Source organism: Bacillus cereus group sp. BfR-BA-01430, from assembly GCF_022663115.1.
Lineage (GTDB): Bacteria > Bacillota > Bacilli > Bacillales > Bacillaceae_G > Bacillus_A > Bacillus_A cereus_BD.
The window spans coordinates 20,519-36,614 of the sequence record NZ_JAKUEW010000006.1 but is presented as its reverse complement, the minus strand read 5'-3'; the positions used below and the strand labels follow the sequence as shown (position 1 = coordinate 36,614).

The following is a 16,096-nucleotide window of genomic DNA, read 5'->3' as shown; positions in this document are numbered from 1 at the left end:
GGCCACCTCCATAATATATCGTTCAATCTACAATACTATTGATGATACCAAATTTTCAGTACTTCAAGCAAGTCAACACATGGCACTTATAGCACTTTTACATAAAAAAAGAAAGGCTTTTGCCTTTCTCGTAAATCACTCTTTATCTAATGGTTTATTTTTCGGAAATCTTTCGTTATCTTCTTCATTATCACGAATTGTTTTTTGAAGTACAAAACATGACATTGTTAAAAACAATGTACCTATTAAATAGTATCCTTTTACACTAAGCGTTTCATCTAATGTATAAATACCAATTAACATACCTGAAAGCGCACAAACAAACGAAGTCCATGCTAAAAACGTGAACGCTTGCGTATTTCTCCTTCTCATTGTTCTCCCCCTTGTAGCTGCATATCCATTATAGATAAATATACTTATCATCATGGATTTTTATGTAATTTTTTTCTCTTTATTAATCTATCATAAAATTTTCTCACTTCACAACTTATTTTCGGACTAATCCGAAAAAACATTCAAATAAGATTGACATTTATTTCAATACATTACCAAAAACATTAACACATTTATCCATTCAAGGTGCAAAATTTAAAGGCGATGTACTAACCATTCGATTTGGAGGTGTAGTCCATGCATGAGGATTTGCTGAGACAAATCATTCGAACAAAAGTAGAAATGGGCATGTATATGGTAGAAAAATTGCCAACACCCGTTCAACAATCCGCTAAAAAAGTTCTAACTATCTTACAAGAAGAGCTTTCTTCTTGTACACAAGAAAAAGCACAAACTACGAAAAGCAACTTGCAAAGTATTACGATCGAATAACAATATGGGAAGCCCTCTCCTTAAGGGCTTTCTATTCCTTTACTCGGAGATGGTTGATTTGATTAACATACCTAAAGTGAAACATGTATCTACCAATATGATAATTTGGGTTATTCCCTTATTATTTTTCATTCATAATCTTGAAGAATCTATTAGTATGCCTCAATATTTCGCTAATCAATTCTCTATCAACTTCATAAATACGCATCAATTTCTAATAGCAATTTGTATATTAACAACCATTGTTCTGCTCTTTATCATTCTATACCAACTTCATATTATATCGTCTATTTACTGGGTTATTTTCATACAAGGTGCTATTTTCTTTAACGCTGTTCAACATATGATTTTATTTTACATGTATCGCTCATACAACCCTGGATTGATTTCAGCATTTATCATTGTACTGTTTTCCCTCTATTTATTTTCTTTCATACAAGTTCAAAAAAAGAAACTAGTCCTTATACTAGTTTTCAGCTTACTCTCCTATCCTTCTATGATTTGGATTACCTTGTACTTAGCTAGTTTCTTTGACTAACCAAAATAAGAGAGACCAGGAAAACTCCTGGCCTCTCCCCTCTCTTTAACAGATGTTATTTTTTATGGTATACAGAATTGGAAGGTTCAAAAAATTAGGGTTTCATCTGTTAAGTAAGATTATATGTTGAACGGGCTAACAGCGGAGGGGTTCATTCTGTTAATCCGTTAAACGCACTATTATTTAATAATTTTTTCTAGTTCATCAAGTGAAAGATCTATCGAGATGGAACCATCCTTTGTTTCTTTCCTAATTGCATCCGTTACTTCTTTTGAATGGTATAATTCAATCACTTTTTTGATTGTTGGATCATTTTTATCTTTCGTGCGAGCTGCGAAGATGTTAATATACGCTTTCGCACTGTCGTTTTTTGGATTTTCTAAGAAAATAGGATCTTTCGCTGGATTTAAACCAGCTTGACCAGCTACACCATTGTTAATAACGGAAGCTGCTACATCCTTTAATACACGAGGTGTTTGCTGCGCAATAACTGGTGTAATTTTTAATTTTTTTGGGTTTTCAGCAATACCACTTGGATCACCGAATAAGCCGAAGTCTTTTTTCAGTTTTAATAGGCCTGCTGCATCAAGAAGTTTTAATGCACGCGCTTGGTTCGTTGGATCATTCGGAATCGCAATTTCTGAACCATTTGGAATTTCATTTGGTTTTTTATACTTTTCGGAGAATAATCCCATTGGTGCAATTTGTGTTGTACCTACAGCTGTAATATCTAATTTATGTTCCTTCTTAAACTGCTCTAAAAAGGCAATATGTTGAAATGAGTTCAATTCGATATCCCCATCAGCCAATGCTTTATTTGGCGTGGTGTAATCAGAGAACTCCACAAGTTTAACTTTAATACCTTCTTTCTCAGCTTTCTTCTGAAGAATGCTCCAAGATTCTCCATCCGTTCCTGTTACACCGATGCGAACAACTTTTTCTTTTGCATCAGCTCCGCAACCACTTAATACCGATACACTAACCAGTGCTGATAATGCAAATGCTACTATCTTTTTCATCTTCTATCCCTCTTCTCTTTTTTATGACCTTCTTAAAAATATTTTGGCAAAATAATTTCCTACATGTTGAGCTAATTGTACAAGAATAATAAGCAATACAACTGTTACGAACATAACTGATGTGTCAAAGCGTTGATAGCCATATGTCATTGCTAAATCACCAAGACCACCGCCACCGACAAGCCCAGCTACTGCTGAAAATTCAATTAAGCCAACAGTCATAAACGTAACCCCTAAAATTAATGGCGCCAACGCTTCTGGAACAAGAATTTCAAACACAATTCTTAATGGTGATGCCCCCATTGCTTGCGCGGCCTCGATTACTCCTTTCGGCACTGAAACAAGGTTTGTTTCTACCATTCTGGCAATTCCAATGGAAGCAACAAGTGTCATTGGAAAAATCGCTGCTGCTGTTCCGATTGTTGTTCCAATAACAGTTCTTGTAATTGGACTTAAAGCTACTAAAAAGATAATAAACGGAATGGGACGAATCGTATTAATAACAATATTAAGAATAGAAAAGACCAATTTATTTTCTAAAAAATTACCTTTCCTTGTCACATATAAAAGTAAACCTAGAGGTATACCAAGTATTGTGGCAAATATAAGAGTTACAATTACCATTAAGAGGGTATCCCCTGTCGCATCGAGAATCCGTGGCCAAAATATACTCCAATCAACTCGCATGTGCTTCAACCTCCTTTAGTTGTACTTGCAGTCTTAGATGTTGTAAGGCCTTTTGAATTTCTTTTTGCTCACCTTGCAGTTCTACAAGAAGATTTCCAAATAAAACATTTTGTAATTCAATAATGTTGCCGTAGAGTACATTTACATCCACATTATAATTTTTGGCAATATATGATAATACCGGCTGTCCTGTCTCTTCACCCGTAAATGTTAATCGATAAATCTGTCCGCCATTTTGAATTTTTGCTAATACACTTTCTGGTAAATGGTCATTCACAACAGAACGAACAAAATTTTGAGTCGTTTTTGTTTTTGGTTTTGTAAAGATATCAAATAATGCCCCTTCTTCAATGACTCTCCCTTTCTCCATAACTGCCACGCGGTGACAAATTTCTTTCACAACTTGCATTTCATGTGTAATGAGGAGAATTGTTAATTTATATTCTTTATTTATTTTCTTTAATAGATTCAAAATTTCTGTAGTTGTTTCAGGATCTAATGCCGATGTTGCTTCATCACAAATAAGAATATCTGGTGATGTAGCAAGTGCTCTCGCAATTCCAACACGTTGTTTTTGCCCCCCTGACAATTGCTCTGGATAATAATTTGCTTTATCTTCTAATCCTACAAATTTCAACAGCTCATTTACTCTTTCTTTTATCTCCTTCTTTGGTACTTTCGCTAACTTTAATGGATATGCAATATTTCCAAACACTGTTCTTGAATTAAATAAATTAAAACTTTGGAAAATCATACCGATTCTTTGTCTTAACTGTCGTAACTCCTTTGTTGTTAGAGATGTAATATCTTTATCATCTATCGTAACCGTTCCTGAAGTCGGTCTTTCTAACATATTAGCTAAGCGTAATAATGTGCTTTTTCCAGCGCCACTAAACCCAATAATACCGAACACTTCTCCCTTTTTAACCGAAAGTGTTACATCCTCTACTGCATGAACAGGCTCTCCACCAGATTCATATACCTTACTTACATTTGTAAAAGAAATCATTTTCTTCCCTCCTATAGCAATTTGAAGTAGAGCCCCCGAGGTAAAATAAAAAGTGCTCTCCTTCTTATCAGTAATAAAAGATAAGAAGGAGAGCACTTATACATATACTCGTTCACATCTTCTCATCTTTCAAGTCCTTTTTAGACTTGCTGGAATTAGCACGGTATTAAAAAACCCGTTGCTGAGGTATCATAGGGCCAGTCCCTCCACCTCTCTGGATAAGAATGTATCGATTTAATTGTTATTTAATTCAATTTTATTATAAAACTCAAAAAAGTTAGAGTCAATATAATTTTTCTAAAGTATGGCAATTATTTTTCTATTGAAATTTTTGCACCACATGTAAAAATCTTCTCTTATTCTCTTCTGAAAAGGAAAATATCCCTACCTCATTGAATAAAATGACATGAATACGAAATATAGTGGAGGACGATAAATAATATGAAAACAGCACTGTTACTCGTTACTATTCAAAATGACTATTTTCTGAATGGAAAGATGGAATTACGTAATGCAGTAGAAGCTAGTGAGTATGCTCGTCAATTATTACAATATTTTCGACAAACAAATCAGCCAATTTTTCATATTCAACATGTATCTTTTGAGGATCATGCAACTTTCTTCCTCCCCGATACAGAAGGTGTTCATATTCACGAAAACGTTCGTCCATTACAAAATGAAACGATAATTTTAAAACACTATCCGAATAGCTTTCGAGAAACGAATCTATTACAAAAACTACAGCAATTCAAAATCGAGCGTGTTATTATATGCGGAATGATGACACATATGTGTATTGATGCTACTGTTAGAGCTGCTTTTGATTTTGGGTTTCATTGCACCGTTATCCATGATGCTTGCGCGACGAAAGACCTTCTCTTTAAAAACGCGACTATTCCCGCTGTTTACATTCATAACACCATTTTGGCAAGTTTAAATGAAGGATATGCTGATGTAATAAGTACAGAAGAATTTTTATCCGTCTAAAAAATTATATTTATTACTCTTTTTATTAAATTTGTGGTAACTACTCAGTTACTCTGTAAAAAAGGAAGACAAGAACTTTTTTTACATGGTAGAGTGGGGCTGGCGATGCATAGGAGCGGTCAGTGCCCTTTTCTGCCCCCGCACAAAGTTTTAAAACGAAGAGATGAAGAGCGAGATGTAGGTCCATTTTTATCTTCATGGCAGCAATTATACTACTTATTAAACTTCTAAATGTAATGTATAGCTGAGTAGTTACAATTTGTGAATATAAAAACACTACTTTCAGTCAATAAAACTGAAAGTAGTGTCCTCTTGCCTAACCATAGATTTTCTTTCAAGTTGTATTATACAGGAATTCCATAAAAATAATACAGAAAAATACGACGAATCGAATAAATTTTGTAACATTCTATTAGTTTCATAACATGACCTACAGCAAAAGAGTACAAAATAATAATCTTTTGTTGTAATACCAACACAAAATTACAATAGATTAGCTTAATCCAAAAATGTTCTTATCTTGCTACTATAAACGTAAAAAGAGCCTGTCCAAAAGTTATACATTTTGGACAGGCTCTTTTTGTTGCTTCTTATAACGTTTCAGAAGTTGTTTTTGCTTGCATATGAAGCGCTAAGTAATCAGGGCCACCAGCTTTAGAGTCTGTACCAGACATGTTAAAGCCACCGAATGGTTGGTAACCTACGATTGCTCCAGTACATCCACGGTTAAAGTATAAGTTACCTACGTGGAAGTCTTCACGTGCTTTTTCGATATGTGCACGGTTGTTAGAGATTACTGCTCCTGTTAAACCGTATTCTGTATTATTTGCAATTGCAAGCGCATGATCAAAGTCTTTCGCTTTACAGAATGCTACTACTGGTCCGAAGATTTCTTCTTTCATTAAGCGAGCATCTTCTGCAACGTCAGCAACGATTGTTGGTTGGATAAACCATCCTTTAGAGTCGTCTCCTTCGCCACCTGCTACTACTTTACCTTCTTCTTTACCAATTGCAACATAGCTCATCACTTTATCAAATGCAGCTTGATCATTTACCGGTCCCATATTTGTTCCTTTTTCAGCTGGGTTACCTACAGTTAATTCTTTTGTTAATTCAACTGCACGATTTAATACTTGATCGTATACATCTTCATGGATGACTGCACGAGAGCAAGCAGAACATTTTTGTCCTGAGAATCCGAATGCTGATGCAACGATAGATTTCGCTGCTAATTCAAGATCTGCTTCTTTATCAACAACGATTGTATCTTTACCACCCATTTCAGCAATAACGCGTTTTAACCAAATTTGACCTGGATGTACTTTTGCAGCGCGTTCGTAAATACGAATACCTACATCACGTGATCCAGTGAAACTAATGAAACGTGTACGAGGATGATCTACTAAATAGTCGCCAACTTCAGAACCACTACCAGGGATAAAGTTTACTACGCCTGCTGGTAAGCCTGCTTCTTCTAAAACTTCCATAAATTTCGCTGCTACTACAGGTGTTGTACTAGCTGGTTTTAACAATACTGTATTACCAGAAACTAACGCAGCTGTTGTCATTCCTGCCATAATTGCAAACGGGAAGTTCCAAGGTGAAATAATGACACCTACTCCTAGTGGAATATAAGAGAAACGGTTATATTCAATCGGACGGCTTTCTACTGGAATACCGTCTTTTAATTTCAACATTTGACGACCATAATATTCCATAAAGTCGATTGCTTCTGCTGTATCAGCATCTGCCTCATTCCATGGTTTACCTGCTTCTTTTACAAGAATAGCAGAGAACTCATGTTTTCTACGGCGAACGATTGCTGCAGCACGGAATAAAATGTCTGCACGCATTTCTGGTTTCGACTTTCTCCAAGTTTGGAATGTCTCATCAGCTACTTGCATTGCTTTTTCAGCTAATTCGCGACTTGCCTTTGAAACACTACCAATAACTTCTTCTTTATTCGCAGGGTTTACAGAAACAATTTTGTCTTCTGTAGTGATTTTTTCTCCCCCGATAATTAATGGATAGTCTTGTCCAAGATAAGATTCTACTTTCTTTAACCCTTCTTCAAACGCTAATTTGTTAGCCTCTACTGAAAAATCCGTAAAAGGCTCATGTTTGTACGCTACTACCATTCTTTTTAGCCTCCCCTTAGAAAAACGTTTACATTTTACAACATTATTCTACACGATAATTTAGATTTATTCAAATATTCCTAGACTTATATTTTAAAAATTAATAAATTTTTAAAATATAATAAAAAGATTCATACAAAAGTATGAACCTAAAAAACATGCGTATATTCTAAAACGTTTTTTCCAATTAACAAAATCGTCACCAATAAAAATAAAGTTCGGACATATCCAACACCTTTTTGCACTGCAAATCTCGATCCAAAATATGCTCCAATAATCATTGATAACCCCATAATAATACCGTATTCAAAATGAATAATATCTAGAAATAAAAATGTGATGAAAGACACAATATTACTAACAAAATTCAAAACCTTTCCAGATGCAGCTGCTCGAATAAAATCCAAACCAATTAATAAAAATGCAAAAATTAAAAAGGATCCGGTACCTGGACCAAAAAAACCATCATAAAATCCGATCATTAAAATTGCAAAGTAAAACATTAAAGCTTTTCCTTTTGTCATCTTTTTATACGTAGAGACGCTTCCCCAATCCTTTTTTACAATAATATAAATAGCAATAAACACCAACATAACTAATACAAGTGGTCGTAAAATATCCGGCGGAATAAATTTTACAACTAACGCTCCCGCAATCGCTCCAATAATAGTTAACGGGATTAACTTTCCTACAATGCGAAAATCAACTTTTTTTGAACGAATAAAATAAATTGTACTTGTTAATGCCCCCATTGTTGAAGCTAATTTATTTGTTGCAATCGCTGAGGCAGGTGGTAATCCTACAAACATAAGTGCAGGTAATGAAATTAATCCCCCTCCTCCAACAACAGAGTCAATAAAAGAAGCTAAAAAACCGAAAGCAACTAGTAAAACGATAACCTGAAGACTTAATTCATCCATGTCTTTTCCCCTCATCCCTTTATTTGTAACATTAGAAATTATAACAAAATTACTAAAGAAAAAAAGCTATTCCATGAATGGAACAGCTTTTTTTCTTTAATTTAAAATTTTCACAAACGGTTCGTCCTGCTTCGCTTCACGTACAATTACCGCTTCTGGACGTTCAACGGATTTAATCGTTACTTGTACTTTCATATAGTTCGGGAAGTACTGCATGACACTTCCAGCTACATATTGAGTAAAACCGATGATTTCTGCTTTTCCGTTAAATTGAACAGGAATGTCCACTTTCATCTCTTTTAATTCATCATCCTTATAAAATCCTGTGCCAACAACGGCTCTGTAATCTCCTTCAAAATACTTGCTCAAATTCGTCTTAAAGTTATCCATCATGGCATGATCTTCACGTTTATCAGATTTCGCTGCTTCAGAAGGGAATAAGTAATACTTTTCATTCATTGGATTCCAGTCTTCAACCGAATCGCTACCTTTATCAAGTTTGGCATAGGATAAAAAGTTTCCCGGTACAAGTGTTGACTTTGGACCTTGACGATAAATAGCAAATATAACTGGAACCTCTTTTACTTTTGGATCCTCTTTTTGCATCTCTTTTAAAATTTCCTGTGCCATTTTCTTTCCTTGTTCTAACATCACTTTTTTCGAAATTTCACTTTCACGTGGATAACCGTGCTCTTCATTATAATATTGAACTGAATTCATCGCTAAGCCAACTACAACCCCACCAAGCTCAGCTTTATTATTCTTTTGCACATAATAATCATGTTCTAAAATGTTGGAAAGGTATATTGGAGCTTTTTTATGTTTCACCTCTAATGACTCTGATCCCTCTGGTAACGGCGGGTTCAAACCAATATTAGGAAATTTCACAGCATCTTTTTTTAGTTTTTCTTCCAGTTCCTTTTGTTCAGCATCTGTCCGCTTTCTTTTGACAAGCATTTGAACCTTTTGGCCCGTTAAAATTTTGCCGCCTCCAAATAAGTAATCCTTTGTACTAAATGATTCTTTTGCAATACGCATTAAACCTGTTTCAAACTCATCTATATCCAAACGACTATTTAACCCTTGTACAACTAAGCCACGTGCCTCACCTGGGTCAAATGGAACTGTCGTTTTATAGTAATCATCGGAAATAGAATACTTCGGAACAATTGCTTGTTCTTTCGCATCACCCGACTTTTCAACGATCTTCTCTTCTTTTTTTAGCCCTGTGCTACAACCACTTACAAGTAGCCCAAGACTCAATACCGCTAATGCTATTTTTTTCATGGTAAGTGCACCTCTTACTTATTTAGCTCTTGTAAGAACCTCTCTTCATTCCAAATTTCAATATTATGTTTCTCTGCCTGTGCTAATTTCGATCCAGCTGCTTCACCTGCTATGACAAGGTCAGTACTTTTACTTACACTACCTGTTATTTTTCCGCCTAATGCTTCAATTTTTTTCTTTGCTTCACTTCGTCCCATAACTTCTAGTTTACCTGTTAATACAACTGTTTTTCCAGCAAAGTAAGATGCGATATTTTGCAAATCAGCACGCTTTATACCTTTATATGTCATATTAACACCATAGTCTTTAAACTGTTGGATTAAGTGGAGTACATCTTCATTATCAAAGTACGTAACAATAGATTGTGCCATTTTTTCACCGATCTCATTAATCGCCTTTAATTCTTCTTCCACCGCTTTCACAAGGTTATCCATCGTTTCAAAATGTTCAGCTAATGTTCGTGCTGCTTTTGCTCCAACATGGCGAATGCCTAATCCAAATAACAATCGCTCTAATGAGTTTTCTTTCGAAGCTTCAATTGCTTGTACTAAATTAGAAGCTGATTTTTCACCAAAGCGATCAAGCTGGAGTAACTGCTCTTTCGTTAAGCCATATAAATCGGCAAATGTTCGAATATAATTTGCTTCAAATAACTGTGTGATGACGCGTTCTCCTAACCCGTCAATATTCATCGCATTACGTGATACAAAATGGATTAATCCTTCACGAATTTGAGCTGGACAAGCTGGATTAATACAGCGAAGAGCTACCTCTTCTTCTAAGCGAACAAGCTCACTATCACAAGTAGGACAGTGCGTTGGCATAAGATACACTTCTTCTTTACCAGTTCGTTTATCGAAAACAACATTCACAACCTCAGGAATAATATCGCCTGCCTTCTTCACAACGACATAATCGCCAATGCGAATGTCTTTTTCCCGAATTAAATCTTCATTATGTAAAGAAGCACGGCGAACAATCGTCCCAGCTACTCGCACTGGTTCAAGTTCCGCAGTTGGTGTCACAACCCCTGTACGTCCTACACTTAGTTCGATACCAGTTAATCGTGTTACAACTTCTTCAGCTGGGAATTTATAAGCGATTGCCCATCTCGGACTCTTCGCAGTCGTTCCTAGACGTTCTTGCAACGTTACATCATCTACTTTAATTACGATACCGTCAATTTCATAATCAAGATTTGGACGTTTTTCTTGCCATTCTTCTACGTAAGCAATGACTTCTTCAATTGTCTCACAGATGCGGCGATTCGGATTTGTTTTAAAGCCTAGTTCCCCTAAGAAATCTAGTGATTCACTATGAGATGCAATTGTTTTTCCTTCTATATTAGCTAGTCCATATACAAACATAGATAAGTTACGTTTTGCTGCAATTTTCGGATCCAGTTGACGTAAAGATCCTGCTGCTGCGTTACGAGGATTCGCAAATACAGCTTCGCCATTTTGCTCTTTCTCTTCATTTAATTTTACAAATGAACGCTTCGGCATATAAGCCTCGCCTCGTGCTTCTAACGTTACTTCTTCTTGTAAACGTAAAGGAATCGCCTTAATCGTTTTTAAATTTTGTGTAATATCTTCACCTGTAATACCATCGCCTCGTGTTGAACCTTGAATAAAGCGTCCTTTTTCATAGTGAAGAGAAACTGCCAGGCCGTCAATTTTCAATTCGCAAATATATCTTACGTTTGCGTTATCAATTCCTTGACGAACTCTACGATCAAAATCACGTAAATCCCCTTCATTAAATGCATTTCCTAAACTTAACATCGGTGATTTATGCGTTACCTTTTCAAATATATCAAGAACAGCTCCCCCAACACGAACGGAGGGAGAGTCTTCCGTTATAAATTCTGGGTTCTCTGTTTCTAATTTTATAAGTTCCTGCATATTGCGGTCATATTCCGCATCAGAAACAGAAGGATTGTCTAATACGTGATATTGATAATTAAATGTATTTAAAAGATCACGAAGTTCTTCTATACGCTGTTTTACTGCTTCTTTTGACATATCCTCATTCCTTTCTTATTGTTTCGTCACAGGTGCAAACTTCGCTAATAATCGTTTAATTCCAGTTGGACTTGGGAATGCAATATCTAATTCTTTTGCATCACCTTCTCCTTTTACACTGACGACCGTACCGACTCCCCACTTTTGATGGAGCGCTTTATCACCTACTGCCCAGCCAATTTGCTCTCCTCCTGTTGTTTTCACAGTCGGCCTTACAATTTGCGAACGAGAGCGTGTTGTTGTCGCTGCCGTTTTTGCTTTTGCACCAAATGTTTCTCTTTTTGGTTTTGTTTCATTTAATGGTTCAATTAGTTCTGTCGGAATTTCTGAAATAAATCGAGATGCTGCATTCATATTTGTTCTACCAAATAATGTACGCATTTGCGCATTCGATAAATATAACTCTTCTTCCGCACGTGTAATCCCTACATACGCAAGACGGCGTTCTTCTTGCATTTCATCTTCTTCCATAAGCGAGCGAGTATGCGGGAAGACCCCTTCCTCTAAGCCAATAATGAAGACAACTGGGAACTCTAACCCTTTCGCTGAATGCATTGTCATTAAAATCACTTCTTCACCAGCAGTTGGGTCTTCATCCACTCGATCGATATCTGCAACAAGCGCTAAGTCTGTTAAGAACGCAACTAAACTCTTATCCTCACTTTGTGATTCAAATGTTTGTGTAACAGATAAAAACTCGTCTAAGTTTTCTAAGCGGCCTTCAGATTCTAAAGTTCGCTCATTCTTAAGCATGTCGCGATAACCCGTTTTTTCGATTACTTCTTCTACTAATTCTGTAACTGATAAATATTCTTGCATGTTTACCCAATTGTGTAATAAACCCGCAAATTCTTTTACAGCTTTTGTAATTTTCGCACTCACACCAACATGTTCAATTTCATCTAATACAGCTGTTAATGAAATCCCATTTTGTACACCGTAATTAATAATCTTATCAATGGAAGTGGCACCGATTCCGCGTTTTGGCATATTAATAATGCGCGCAAAGCTAATTTCATCATCCGGATTCGCAATAAGGCGTAAATATGCCAAAATATCTTTAATTTCTTTACGGTCATAGAACTTAATTCCGCCAACAATTTTGTATGGGATATTCGATTTCAAGAAAATCTCCTCGACCATACGAGATTGGGCATTCGTACGATATAATACAGCAAAGTCCGTATACTTTCTGTTGCCCATTTGAACTTCATCGCGAATTTTTTTAGCAACAAAGTATGCCTCATCTTTTTCCGTTGCAGCGCGATAATATGAAATCTTGCTCCCAATTTGATTTTCTGTCCATAATTTCTTTGGCTTACGATTTATATTGTTCTCAATAACAGCATTCGCTGCATTTAAAATATTTTTTGTGGAACGGTAATTTTGTTCTAATAAAATAACCTTTGCGTTCTCATAGTCCTTTTCAAATGAAAGAATGTTAGAAATATCCGCACCACGCCAACGATAAATTGACTGATCCGAATCACCAACAACACAAAGATTTTTAAAGCGCGCTGCCAGTTTATTTACAAGCATATACTGCGCTCTGTTCGTATCTTGATACTCGTCCACATGAATATATTGAAACTTACGTTGATAAAATTCCAATACCTCAGGTACGCGCTCAAATAGGTGAATCGTTGTCATAATTAAATCATCAAAATCCAATGAATTATTTTTCAAAAGACGCTTCTGATATTCTGTATACACATCGCTTGATAATTTTTCAAATGGATCCGCAATTGAAATTTGTTTTGCATACTTCTCTGCAGATAACAGTTCATTTTTTGCATTGCTAATACGAGCTAAAATAGAACGTGGATCGAATTTTTTCGGATCAATATTACGTTCTTTCATAATCTTTTTTACAACAGTAAGTTGATCGCTTGCATCTAAAATGGTGAAATTTCGATTAATCCCAATGCGATCAATATCACGTCGCAAAATACGTACACACATAGAGTGGAATGTAGAAATCCAAATATCTTCTGCCTCAGGTCCAACAAGTGTATCGATACGTTCACGCATTTCACGAGCCGCCTTATTTGTGAAGGTAATTGCTAGTATGTTCCACGGTGCAACATCCTTCTCACCAAGCAAGTAGGCAATACGGTGCGTTAACACGCGTGTTTTACCACTACCTGCACCCGCCATTAATAAAAGGGGACCTTCTGTTGTTTGTACCGCTTTTTGCTGCTCTGGGTTTAAACCGTTCAATAATCGATCTGTCATACTCATATTTACTTGCACCTACTCTCCTTTTACAGCTTTTACTGTTTGTAACGCTGCTTTTATATCCTCATAAATGACATTTCCAACAACAACTGTATCGGCATATTGCGCCACTTCTTTTGCCTCTTTCGCATTTGAAATTCCGCCGCCATAATACAACTTTGCTTGCTGTAATTCTGCCTTTACTTTCTTAACAAGTTCCACATCTCCGTATGTGCCGCTATATTCTAAATAGAAAATCGGTAAATGTAACAGCTTGTCTGCCATGCGGGCATATGCAATCACATCATCTTCTGTTAAGTCACATTTTGCTTCTGTCAGCTGAGCTACTTTCGCTTCCGGATTTAAAACACAATATCCTTCCATGAAAATTTCATCCCAGTTCATAATATCTCCAAATTCTTTTAGCGCCTCATGATGAACACCCGTTAACCATTCGACTTTTCGGCTATTCAACACACTTGGTATATAATAAAAATCAAATCCTGGTGTAATTGCTTCCACATTAGAAACTTCTAATACACAAGGAACTGCATATCTACGAATGCTTACAAGCATGTGCAATACATTATCAATTGTAACTCCATCACTTCCGCCTACAATAACAGCATCTGTGCCAGACTCACAAATCATCTCTAAATGTTCATCACTTATTTCCTTATTCGGATCAAGTTTAAATACATGTTTCCACTTTGAAATATCGTACATGAAAACACCCTTTCTTTTTTCTAATCACCTATTTATTCAAAAAAGTAGTCCAAAGAACGATAGCTAGCCCTCCTACAATGAGTACCACACTAGCTACATAGCGAAAAAATTGGACTGGGCTTTTTTCATTTCCTTTACGCATTCTTACATTATAACAAAAAAAACATCTTACACACACGCCCTAACCAACATCTTTTCCACCGTCAAATGTTGGATTACATATCGCAAAAATTAGGTGGAACAATAAGAGATGAAATAGTACTTTTTCTATTTCTAAGCTCATTAAGAAAGGAATGTTTTTCTGATGAAGCCAAATATCGGGACAATAAATGCCCTAATTCGAATTACACTCGGATTCATTCTGTTAAGTTGTAGTACAGCTAAACTCGTACGTAAACCTTGGTGTACTTGGTCTCAAGTTTTGTTATGGTGCGGTGCGATGAAAATTGCGGAGGGAATTGTTCGTTTTTGTCCAATTGTAGAGGCATTCAAATTCGGAAAATATATGAATGCTTTTAAAATTCCTAGCATGGATTTTAAGAAAACAGGACATACTAATCAAGAAGCGGATTCCCCTTCTAGTTCTGACAAACAAATGTCGAATGGAAGTTATGATGCTTCTGACAAAGAGATTGAGTCAGCAATTGAAAAAGCAATTCTGACCAAACCGCTTTGAATCATTTGTCATAGATGCTCTCAAAAAGACTTAGCTGCTACAGTGGGCAGCTAAGTCTTTTTATTTTACCATAAATAAGAACATACATTCTCAATCTATAATTTTTCTGAATTTTTTCATTTTAGATATTGTTTAAATGATATAAAAGTGATATCATTTTTATATCAATAGGAGGCGATTTGTATGAAAGAAAAACAGGTGTTTTATGTAAATGGATTTCTAGGTATTATCGGGCTCTTCGTCTTAGCTGGTATCGGTGTATTTTGCCTCGTACAAGAAGTATTTATCATAGCTGCACTTTGTATCATTTTAGCTGCCATTCTTGCTACTGGCATTGGAATTGTTTCACCAAACCAGGCAAAAGTCATTACATTTTTCGGTAATTACTTAGGAACGATTCGTGAAAATGGGTTATATTTAACAGTTCCTTTATCCTTCCGTCAAACTGTTTCCCTTCGCGTAGAAAATTTTAATAGTAAAAAATTAAAAGTAAATGATATTGATGGGAATCCAATTGAAATCGCAGCTGTTGTTGTTTATAAAGTTGTGGATTCAGCAAAAGCAATTTTCGGTGTAGAACATTATGATGAATTCGTAGAAATTCAAAGTGAAACAGCGATCCGCCACGTCGCAACGAAATATCCGTATGATAATTTTCAAGATGATACGTGCGTCACACTACGCGGAAATGCCGAAGAAATTTCAGAAGAACTAAAGCGTGAACTAGAAGCGCGCTTAGAAATCGCTGGTGTAGAAGTATTAGAAACTCGTTTAACACATTTAGCTTACGCGACAGAAATTGCACATGCCATGCTACAGCGTCAGCAAGCAAAAGCAGTACTGGCTGCACGTAAAGAAATTGTTGAAGGTGCCGTTCAAATGGCGAAAGATTCTATTCAAAAGCTAGATGAAGAAGGTATACTTGATTTAGATGATGAACGTAAAGCAAATATGGTGAATAACTTATTAGTTGCTATCGTTTCAGATAAAGGAGCACAACCGGTTATTAACACAGGAAGTCTATATTAAAGGTTGTAGGTAAT

General features: G+C 35.9%; 15 protein-coding genes and 1 riboswitch. Of the genes, 5 read left to right on the top strand and 10 right to left on the bottom strand.

Going from position 1 to position 16,096, the window contains the following annotated elements; all coding sequences use genetic code 11:
* Positions 1-135: 135 nt before the first annotated feature.
* Positions 136-372 (bottom strand): YiaA/YiaB family inner membrane protein, encoded by a 237-nt coding sequence (locus tag MR058_RS12555; RefSeq protein WP_001254393.1) that lies wholly within the window; start codon positions 370-372, stop codon positions 136-138.
* 258 nt (positions 373-630) lie between these two features.
* Between MR058_RS12555 and MR058_RS12550 the strand changes: the two genes are divergently transcribed.
* On the top strand, positions 631-825 hold the full coding sequence (locus MR058_RS12550; protein ID WP_242144324.1) for a DUF3926 domain-containing protein: 195 nt from the start codon (positions 631-633) through the stop codon (positions 823-825).
* Between the two features lie 49 nt (positions 826-874).
* Positions 875-1,363, top strand: a complete 489-nt coding sequence (locus MR058_RS12545; RefSeq protein WP_242144323.1) for an HXXEE domain-containing protein — start codon at positions 875-877, stop codon at positions 1,361-1,363.
* A gap of 179 nt (positions 1,364-1,542) precedes the next feature.
* Here MR058_RS12545 and MR058_RS12540 read toward each other — a convergent pair whose 3' ends face one another.
* From MR058_RS12540 to MR058_RS12530, 3 genes are read right to left on the bottom strand one after another with little or no spacing between them, the layout of a single operon-like run.
* Positions 1,543-2,382 (bottom strand): MetQ/NlpA family ABC transporter substrate-binding protein, encoded by an 840-nt coding sequence (locus tag MR058_RS12540; protein WP_242144322.1) that lies wholly within the window; start codon positions 2,380-2,382, stop codon positions 1,543-1,545.
* Between the two features lie 21 nt (positions 2,383-2,403).
* The gene (locus tag MR058_RS12535; protein ID WP_242144321.1) at positions 2,404-3,069 is read right to left on the bottom strand and encodes a methionine ABC transporter permease; all 666 of its coding nucleotides are present in this window, start codon (positions 3,067-3,069) and stop codon (positions 2,404-2,406) included.
* Positions 3,059-4,078 (bottom strand): methionine ABC transporter ATP-binding protein, encoded by a 1,020-nt coding sequence (locus MR058_RS12530; protein ID WP_242144320.1) that lies wholly within the window; start codon positions 4,076-4,078, stop codon positions 3,059-3,061. The genes MR058_RS12535 and MR058_RS12530 overlap by 11 nt, the downstream gene beginning before the upstream one ends.
* Before the next feature lie 119 nt (positions 4,079-4,197).
* A riboswitch (SAM riboswitch) is annotated at positions 4,198-4,303 on the bottom strand.
* A gap of 216 nt (positions 4,304-4,519) precedes the next feature.
* On the opposite strand from MR058_RS12530, the gene MR058_RS12525 reads away from it, so the two are divergent.
* Positions 4,520-5,065, top strand: a complete 546-nt coding sequence (locus tag MR058_RS12525; protein ID WP_242144319.1) for a cysteine hydrolase family protein — start codon at positions 4,520-4,522, stop codon at positions 5,063-5,065.
* A 590-nt stretch (positions 5,066-5,655) separates the two neighbouring features.
* Here MR058_RS12525 and pruA read toward each other — a convergent pair.
* The 6 genes from pruA to pcrB all read right to left on the bottom strand — a co-directional run bounded on the left by pruA (position 5,656) and on the right by pcrB (position 14,377).
* Entirely contained in the window at positions 5,656-7,203 is a 1,548-nt protein-coding gene (pruA, locus tag MR058_RS12520; RefSeq protein WP_242144318.1) for an L-glutamate gamma-semialdehyde dehydrogenase, read from the bottom strand.
* A 149-nt stretch (positions 7,204-7,352) separates the two neighbouring features.
* Complete coding sequence (locus MR058_RS12515) at positions 7,353-8,123, bottom strand: TSUP family transporter (protein ID WP_242144317.1); 771 nt, start codon at positions 8,121-8,123, stop codon at positions 7,353-7,355.
* Positions 8,124-8,219: 96 nt separating this feature from the next.
* Entirely contained in the window at positions 8,220-9,410 is a 1,191-nt protein-coding gene (locus tag MR058_RS12510) for a CamS family sex pheromone protein (protein WP_242144316.1), read from the bottom strand.
* A 14-nt stretch (positions 9,411-9,424) separates the two neighbouring features.
* Positions 9,425-11,434, bottom strand: coding sequence for an NAD-dependent DNA ligase LigA (gene ligA / locus MR058_RS12505; protein ID WP_242144315.1), 2,010 nt, complete (start codon positions 11,432-11,434; stop codon positions 9,425-9,427).
* A gap of 15 nt (positions 11,435-11,449) precedes the next feature.
* Entirely contained in the window at positions 11,450-13,675 is a 2,226-nt protein-coding gene (gene pcrA, locus MR058_RS12500; protein ID WP_242144456.1) for a DNA helicase PcrA, read from the bottom strand.
* A gap of 12 nt (positions 13,676-13,687) precedes the next feature.
* Positions 13,688-14,377 carry a heptaprenylglyceryl phosphate synthase gene (gene pcrB / locus MR058_RS12495; protein ID WP_242144314.1) on the bottom strand — a complete coding sequence of 230 codons (690 nt, stop codon included), beginning with the start codon at positions 14,375-14,377 and terminating at the stop codon, positions 13,688-13,690.
* Positions 14,378-14,681: 304 nt separating this feature from the next.
* Here pcrB and MR058_RS12490 point away from each other — a divergent pair, with 304 nt between their 5' ends.
* Positions 14,682-15,053, top strand: a complete 372-nt coding sequence (locus MR058_RS12490) for a YgaP family membrane protein (RefSeq protein WP_242144313.1) — start codon at positions 14,682-14,684, stop codon at positions 15,051-15,053.
* A 183-nt stretch (positions 15,054-15,236) separates the two neighbouring features.
* Positions 15,237-16,082, top strand: coding sequence for an SPFH domain-containing protein (locus MR058_RS12485; protein WP_242144312.1), 846 nt, complete (start codon positions 15,237-15,239; stop codon positions 16,080-16,082).
* Positions 16,083-16,096: the final 14 nt, after the last annotated feature.

What these genes read in the sequence shown, in the direction of transcription:
- MR058_RS12555 (WP_001254393.1), bottom strand. Translation starts at nt 372, where the DNA reads ATGAGAAGGAGAAATACGCAAGCGTTCACGTTTTTAGCATGGACTTCG.
- MR058_RS12550 (WP_242144324.1), top strand. Translation starts at nt 631, where the DNA reads ATGCATGAGGATTTGCTGAGACAAATCATTCGAACAAAAGTAGAAATG.
- MR058_RS12545 (WP_242144323.1), top strand. Translation starts at nt 875, where the DNA reads ATGGTTGATTTGATTAACATACCTAAAGTGAAACATGTATCTACCAAT.
- MR058_RS12540 (WP_242144322.1), bottom strand. Translation starts at nt 2,382, where the DNA reads ATGAAAAAGATAGTAGCATTTGCATTATCAGCACTGGTTAGTGTATCG.
- MR058_RS12535 (WP_242144321.1), bottom strand. Translation starts at nt 3,069, where the DNA reads ATGCGAGTTGATTGGAGTATATTTTGGCCACGGATTCTCGATGCGACA.
- MR058_RS12530 (WP_242144320.1), bottom strand. Translation starts at nt 4,078, where the DNA reads ATGATTTCTTTTACAAATGTAAGTAAGGTATATGAATCTGGTGGAGAG.
- MR058_RS12525 (WP_242144319.1), top strand. Translation starts at nt 4,520, where the DNA reads ATGAAAACAGCACTGTTACTCGTTACTATTCAAAATGACTATTTTCTG.
- pruA (WP_242144318.1), bottom strand. Translation starts at nt 7,203, where the DNA reads ATGGTAGTAGCGTACAAACATGAGCCTTTTACGGATTTTTCAGTAGAG.
- MR058_RS12515 (WP_242144317.1), bottom strand. Translation starts at nt 8,123, where the DNA reads ATGGATGAATTAAGTCTTCAGGTTATCGTTTTACTAGTTGCTTTCGGT.
- MR058_RS12510 (WP_242144316.1), bottom strand. Translation starts at nt 9,410, where the DNA reads ATGAAAAAAATAGCATTAGCGGTATTGAGTCTTGGGCTACTTGTAAGT.
- ligA (WP_242144315.1), bottom strand. Translation starts at nt 11,434, where the DNA reads ATGTCAAAAGAAGCAGTAAAACAGCGTATAGAAGAACTTCGTGATCTT.
- pcrA (WP_242144456.1), bottom strand. Translation starts at nt 13,675, where the DNA reads ATGAGTATGACAGATCGATTATTGAACGGTTTAAACCCAGAGCAGCAA.
- pcrB (WP_242144314.1), bottom strand. Translation starts at nt 14,377, where the DNA reads ATGTACGATATTTCAAAGTGGAAACATGTATTTAAACTTGATCCGAAT.
- MR058_RS12490 (WP_242144313.1), top strand. Translation starts at nt 14,682, where the DNA reads ATGAAGCCAAATATCGGGACAATAAATGCCCTAATTCGAATTACACTC.
- MR058_RS12485 (WP_242144312.1), top strand. Translation starts at nt 15,237, where the DNA reads ATGAAAGAAAAACAGGTGTTTTATGTAAATGGATTTCTAGGTATTATC.